Source organism: Oceanispirochaeta sp. M1 (assembly GCF_003346715.1).
Lineage (GTDB): Bacteria > Spirochaetota > Spirochaetia > DSM-2461 > DSM-2461 > Oceanispirochaeta.
In genome coordinates, this window is record NZ_QQPQ01000139.1 from 1 (window position 1) to 855 (window position 855).

1 protein-coding gene is annotated in these 855 nt (G+C 57.5%); it reads left to right on the forward strand.

Annotation, left to right across the window (positions count from 1 at the left end; genetic code table 11):
• Positions 1-85 precede the first annotated feature (85 nt).
• Positions 86-855: helix-hairpin-helix domain-containing protein (locus tag DV872_RS26185; RefSeq protein ID WP_233516455.1), on the forward strand; the 770-nt coding region annotated here is incomplete at its 3' end.

Consider the following 855-nt stretch of genomic DNA (forward strand, 5'->3'; position numbering starts at 1 on the left):
GCCCGAGGCTGACCCAGCCCAAGCGGAGCTACGCCGTATCTTTGTAAAAAACGGTTCACCGTCTGGCTTGCAGGTGCGCGAAGCTGTGGACGACGGCTACAAGCGCCTGCTTGCGCCATCGCTAGAAACCGAGCTGCGCGGCAGCCTGCGCCAGCAAGCCGAAAAAGAGGCCATTACCGTTTTTACGCAAAACCTGCGCCAGTTGCTGCTGGCCTCGCCCCTGGGACAAAAGCGCGTGCTTGCCATCGACCCCGGCTTTCGCACCGGTTGCAAAATCGTCTGTCTTGATGCGCAGGGCTCGCTCCTGCACCATGACCTCATCCATGTAATGAGCGACGAACAACAAAAAAGCGCCGGGCGCAAAATTTGCTCGCTAATAGAAAAATACACGCCCGAGGCAATAGCAATCGGCAACGGCACAGCCGGGCGCGAAACAGAAACTTTAGTACGCTCGCTTGGCCTTAGCCTGCCCGTGATTATGGTTAGCGAAAGCGGCGCCAGCGTATATTCTGCGTCCGAAATTGCGCGGCAGGAGTTTCCTGACCTCGATCTCACCGTGCGCGGCGCAATATCCATTGGGCGCAGGCTTATGGACCCGCTGGCCGAGCTTGTAAAAATCGACCCCAAGGCCATTGGTGTGGGCCAGTATCAGCATGACGTAGACCAGACTGAATTGAAAAAAAGCCTGACCGATGTTGTAGAGAGCTGCGTCAACGCCGTTGGCGTAGAGCTTAACACGGCCAGCGTGGAGCTTTTAACCCATGTTTCCGGCCTCGGCCCGGCGCTGGCCAAGTCTGTAGTTAGCTACCGCGAGGCCAACGGCCCCTTTGCCAGGCGCAAAGACCTGCAAAAAGT